Raw genomic sequence first — 5,424 nt, forward strand, 5'->3', positions numbered from 1 at the left:
CCTGCACCCGGGTGGTCTCGACGCCGTTGCGCATGTAGCCGACGGGGTTCCAGCGGGACGCCATCGGCTGGCTGCTGCCGTCGTTGNCGTGGNCCCGGACCCGGATCGCGTGGGCGCCCGGCGTGAGCGCGNCCGTGAGCGACCAGGCCGGGAACGCGTAGGGGCCGAGATCCCGGCCGAGCGCGGCCTCGGTCCAGGTGGCGCCGTCGTCGGTGGAGACCGCGACCGTCCGGATGCCGGAGCCGCCGTCGAAGGCGATGCCCCGCAGGGAGACCGGACCGGCGGTCACGCGCGCGTTGTCGGCCAGATTCGTGAGGAACGACCGCACGTTGAGGCGCCCGATCGGCACCGTGGCGGCGGCCGCCTGGCCGGGTTCGGTGCAGGCGCAGGGATTGTCGGGGATGCGGTAGGCGGTCTTCATGAAGAAGCCCTCGAAGGGCTTGTCCAGCACCGTGACGGTATCGAGGTGCTTGACCCAGTAGGTGCCGTAATAGCCCGGCACCACGAGGCGGAGCGGGTAGCCGTTGAGCCAGGGCAGGTCCTCGCCGTTCATGCCCCAGGCGAGCAGCACCGCGCCGTCGCCGGCCTGGTCGAGGGTGAGCGCCTTGGCGAAGTCCGGCGTCTCGGGCAGCACAGGCCGGTCGAGCCCGTTGAAGGCGACCTGTACGGCCCCGGCCTTCACGCCGGCCCGGTCCAGCACGCTTCTCAACGGCACGCCCGTCCACCGCGCGCAGCCCATGGCGCCGTTGCCGAGCTGGCCGCCGGCCATCCGGGGCTCGAAGAAGCCGCGGGAATTGCCCGAGCACTGGTTGACCGCCACGATCTCGGTCCGGCCCGGCAGCGCCTTCAGCTCCGACAGCGACAGCGCGACGGGTCGCTCCACATGGCCGCCCACGGTCAGCCGGAACGCCTCCGGGTCGATCTCCAGGGGGATGTCGGCGAGGTGGTAGCGGACGAAGAAGGCGTCGTTCGGCGTGATCGCGCCCTCGTCGAAGACCGCGAACGGCGTCTCCAGCTGGGGCGGCCGGGCGGTGGTCTGCAGCAGCGGCCGCTTGCCCGGATAGGCGACGAGCGGGCGCTCGCCGTTGCCGAAGGGCAGCTGCGCGTCCTCTCCGGCCCAGGCGGGCCGCAGGCCGCTTCCCGCCGCCAGGGCACCGAGCACAGCGCTCTTCAGGAAGGCCCGTCGTGCCGGATCGGTCATCCCCTGCTCCCTCCCGGTCTGCCCCGACAGCCTCGGTCGCGCGGCGCCGGATCCATGGGATAGCCTGCGCCGGGCGAAAGGCCCAGATCCCCCCGCGTTCAGCCCTGCGTGAGATGCCGGCGCACCGCCGCGGCGATGACGGCCGAGACCCGGACGTTCGATTCCTGCGTCACCCCGGCGATGTGGGGCGTGAGGATCAGGTTCGGCACGCCCGCGAACGGGGCGCCGGCCGCGGCGTCGAGGGGCTCGCGGTCGAACACGTCGAGGGCCGCGCCGCCGAGATGCCCGGACCGCAGGGCGGCCGCCACCGCGGCCTCGTCGACGATGCCGCCCCGGGCGGCGTTGATCAGCACGGCGCCCGCGGGCATCCGGGCGAGGGCGGTCGCGTCGATCAGGCCGCGGGTCTCCGCGGTGAGCGGGACGTGCAGGGAGAGCACGTCGCTCTCCGCGATCAGCGCCTCCAGATCCCGGCGCCGCACCGGACCGTATGGGGGCGTCCAGGCCGGATCCTCGGCGGCCAGGAACGGGTCATGGGCCGCGATCGCCATGCCGAGGGCAGCGGCGCGGCGGGCAGTCTCCCGGGCGATCGATCCGAAGCCCACGAGCCCGAGGCGCTTGCCGGCGATCTCGCGCCCCATCAGGGCGTTGCGCGGCCACGTCCCCGCCGCGACCGCCTCGCTCGCCCCATAGGCCCCGCGCAGCAGCAGCAGCGCGGTGGCGACGACGTACTCGGCGACCGCGCCGTCATTGGCGCCCGTCGCCGGCTGGACCGTGATCCCCCGCGCCCGGCAGGCCGGAACGTCGATGTTGTCGAGGCCGACCCCGAGACGCCCGACGATCCGGAGGCGTCGGGCACCCGCGAGCAGCGCGCCGCGGACCTGCGTCCGGTTGCGCACGATCAGGGCGTCGGCCTCCGCCACGGCGGCGGCGAGTGCCTCGGGCCGGTCGACGAGTCCGGGATCGTACAGGGTGTCGAAGCCCGACAGGTCGGCGGCGATCGCCGCAGGGTCCATGAATTCGCTGATGACGACCTTGGGCATGGCGCGCCTGTTCCCCGGTTCCGCGTGGTCGCCCCCCGCTAGAGCCGTTCCTGGGCGCGTGGCAACACGGATCCGTCCCCGCTTGCGACGCGGCCGGGACGATTCCGGCGCTCCTTCAGGCGACCGCGCGGACGGTCTGCTCCGCCGGAGCGGCCGTGCGCGGCGTGCACGCGATCCGTATGCGCTCGATCAGGCCGGGGATCTCCCCGGGCGGCCGGGCCGGGCTGTAGAGGAAGCCCTGCGCGCTGTCGCAGCGCCGCAGCCGGAGCAGTTCGGCCTGCTGCTCGGTCTCGACGCCCTCGACCGTGACGTCGATGCCCAGGTCGCGGGCGATGACCATGATGGCCGCGATCACCGTCAGGCATTCGGGGCGGCTGCTCAGGTCGCGGACGAAGGCGCGGTCGATCTTGATCTTGTCGACCGGGAACTGCGTCAGGTAGCTCAAGGAGGAATACCCCGTCCCGAAATCGTCGAGGGCGATCCGCACCCCGAGCGCCCGCAGGGAGCGGAGATTGTCCAGCACGTGCGGCGTGTTGGCCAGGAAGATCGACTCGGTGATCTCGATCTCGAGGCGGTTCGCCGCCAGGCCGGTCTCGGCCAGGACCGCCGCGACGTCGGCGAAGAAGTCGGGCCGGCGGAAATGGACCGACGAGATGTTGACGGCGACGCGCAGGCTTGCCGGCCAGGTCAGCGCCTCCGTGCAGGCCCGCCGCAGGGCCCAGCGCCCGATCGTGACCACGAAGCCCGTTCCCTCGGCGATCGGGATCAGCTCGGCGGGCGAAACGGGACCGAGGCCCGGCCGGGTCCAGCGCAGCAGCGCCTCGCAGCCCACCACGTGGCCGTCCTGCAGGCTCACGAGCGGCTGGTAGTGCAAGGTCATCTCGCCGTCGGCGATGGCGTGGCGCATCGCCTCGTCGAGTTCGCGCCGGCGCTGCACGCGCACTTCCAGGCCGCTGTCGAAGTCCCGCCAGCGCCCCTTGCCGGCCTCCTTGGCGCTGTAGAGCGCGAGATCCGCCTTCCGGAGCAGATCCTCGGGATCGGTCGCGTCCGCGGGCGCGCAGGCGATCCCGATACTGACGCCGATCTCCGCCCGGACGCCGTCGATGAGGTAGGGCTCGCGCAGGGCCCCGATGATGGCTTCGGCCAGGGCCTGCGCCGCCGCGGCATCCCGGCCGCGCTGCAGGATCGCGAACTCGTCGCCCCCGAGGCGGAACGCCTGCGCGTCGGCCGGGAGCAGGGCGCGCAGGCGATCGCCGACCTGCCCCAGCAGGGCATCGCCGGCGGCGTGGCCGATGCTGTCGTTGACGGTCTTGAAGCCGTCGAGGTCGAGGTAGAGCAGGCTGACCACCGGGGCCGGCCCCTGCGCGACCGCTGCCGCGCAGGCCTCCGACGCGACCGCGTGGAACATGACCCGGTTCGACAGGCCCGTCATCGGGTCCCGCGTCGCCAGGAAGGCGATGTGCGCTTCCGTCCGGCGGGCCTCCGTCATGTCCGAGCCGACGCCCCGGAAGCCTGCGAAGCGCCCTCCCTGGTCGAGGAAGGGCTTGCCGCTGAGCCGGAGCCAGCGCCGGCCGGCCGGCGTGTCGACGGCGATCAGGAGCTGGTGGAAGGGGGTGCCCCCGCGGAGGCGCTCCAGCAGGTCGACGCTCTGATCGGCCTCGATCGGCGCCTCCCTCCGCCCGGCGAGCAGGGCCTGGAACCGGGCGTGCTGGAGCGTCTCCACCGGGCGGGCCAGGACATCCGCCATCCGGGTGGAGACGTGCTGGAACTGCCCGGTCTCGTCCGTCTCCCAGAGCCAGTCGCTGGCATTCGCCTCGAAGGCGTTGAGCAGCAGACCGATCGTCTCACTCTGATCCTCGACGCGCACCCGGTCCAGGATGCGCTGGCAGGACAGGCGGCTCATGCGGCGCACGCTCGTCACCACGAACACCGCGTAGACGGTGAGCAGGAAACCGATGCTGAGCGCGATCGGCTCCCCGGACCGGGCGAGCCCGACGAAGCTGCCGACGATGACCGGGACCGCGAACAGGTACGAGACCGACAGGAGCGGCCCGACCACGTAGGCGTCCGAGATCAGGCCCGCCACGATGGCGACGACGAGCAGCCGCTCCTCGCTGCTGCAGGGGGTGAACAGCACGACCGGCATGGTCGCCCAGGCGAGGCCCAGGGCGAAGGCCAGCCCTGCGGAGATCCGGCAGCCCCACCGGACGCTGCGTTCGGACGCGGTGCCGGCATAGGCGCGCCAGTAGAGCCAGGTCGTGTAGGTCGTTGCCGTGATCAGCGCCGCGACCACGGCGAGCAGGCCGAGAAGATAGGTGTGCGAGGCCGAGCCCCAGAAAAAGTACGTGACGGCCAGCGCGATGATCAGGTGCGTCACCGCCGAGTAGGTGGCGAGCTTCAGCGTCTCGTCGAGGAGCCCGGTGCGCACCTGAAGCCGGTAGCGGTTCGGCAGCGCGTCGACCGTGTCGGGGCCGCGGAGGCGGCCGAGCAGCGATCCCGTCCGGCGCCGCGACCGCCGGGCCGGATCGGGCCCGCCGGCCGGGCCGGCCGCCGCGGCGGACGTCTCACGCGACATGGCGGGGCTCGACCCTCATCGTCAGGCCGCCCTTGGGCCGCAGCGTCACGCGGAACTGCGTCGCGGGCATCGCCCGGGTGACCGGTCTGAAGCGGAAGGCGGGCAGCAGCGTCGCCAGGATGACGAGGCACTCGGTCAGGGCGAGGCTCATGCCGATGCACACCCGCGGGCCGGCTCCGAACGGCAGGTAGGCGTAGCGGTCGCGCGCGGCGGCCCGCTCGGGGGCGAAGCGATCCGGATCGAACACCTCCGGCTCGGGACGAAGCCCTGGGGCCTGATCGTCCTCCTGATGCTGGGGTTCGTCGCGGGGATCTACAACGTGATGCGGGTGTCGGGTTTCGCCGGCGCGCGTCCGGGACGGCGCGATCGGCAGGAGCCATAAGGCGCGCCGATCGGTAGGGAATGTGGGGCGGCCGACACCCGTCGGCGCGCCGGACAAGAAGGGCGGAAGCGGGAATGGCGGTCACGATCGACCCGATTCATCAGTTCGAGCTGAAGCCGCTCGTTTCGCTGGGCCATATCGGCCATCAGCAGCTCGCGTTCACACAGTCCGCCCTCTACATGTTCGCGGCTGTCGGGGTGATCGCGCTGATCACCATCGTGGCGAC

4 protein-coding genes and 2 pseudogenes are annotated in these 5,424 nt (G+C 72.6%); 2 read left to right on the plus strand and 4 right to left on the minus strand.

All coding sequences use genetic code 11. The features are described from left to right. The 4 genes and pseudogenes from I53_RS15755 to I53_RS32585 all read right to left on the minus strand — a co-directional run. The coding region (locus I53_RS15755) for a molybdopterin-dependent oxidoreductase (protein WP_043352340.1) at positions 1-1,201 on the minus strand (1,201 nt) is incomplete at its 3' end. 98 nt (positions 1,202-1,299) lie between these two features. Further along, positions 1,300-2,241: an NAD(P)-dependent oxidoreductase gene (locus tag I53_RS15760; RefSeq protein ID WP_043352342.1), complete on the minus strand. Its 942-nt coding sequence runs from the start codon at positions 2,239-2,241 to the stop codon at positions 1,300-1,302. A 115-nt stretch (positions 2,242-2,356) separates the two neighbouring features. Then, entirely contained in the window at positions 2,357-4,816 is a 2,460-nt protein-coding gene (locus I53_RS15765; protein WP_043352344.1) for an EAL domain-containing protein, read from the minus strand. Beyond that, positions 4,806-5,069: pseudogene (locus I53_RS32585) on the minus strand (cytochrome P450); the annotation flags it as partial. The pseudogene I53_RS32585 and the gene I53_RS15765, both read right to left, overlap by 11 nt. A 33-nt stretch (positions 5,070-5,102) precedes the next feature. Between I53_RS32585 and I53_RS32590 the strand changes: the two are divergent. Then, positions 5,103-5,198: a hypothetical protein gene (locus tag I53_RS32590; RefSeq protein ID WP_374701331.1), complete on the plus strand. Its 96-nt coding sequence runs from the start codon at positions 5,103-5,105 to the stop codon at positions 5,196-5,198. Between the two features lie 74 nt (positions 5,199-5,272). After that, a pseudogene (locus I53_RS15775) lies at positions 5,273-5,424 on the plus strand (F0F1 ATP synthase subunit A); the annotation flags it as partial.

This window comes from Methylobacterium sp. B1 (assembly GCF_000333255.1).
Taxonomy (GTDB): Bacteria; Pseudomonadota; Alphaproteobacteria; order Rhizobiales; family Beijerinckiaceae; genus Methylobacterium; species Methylobacterium fujisawaense.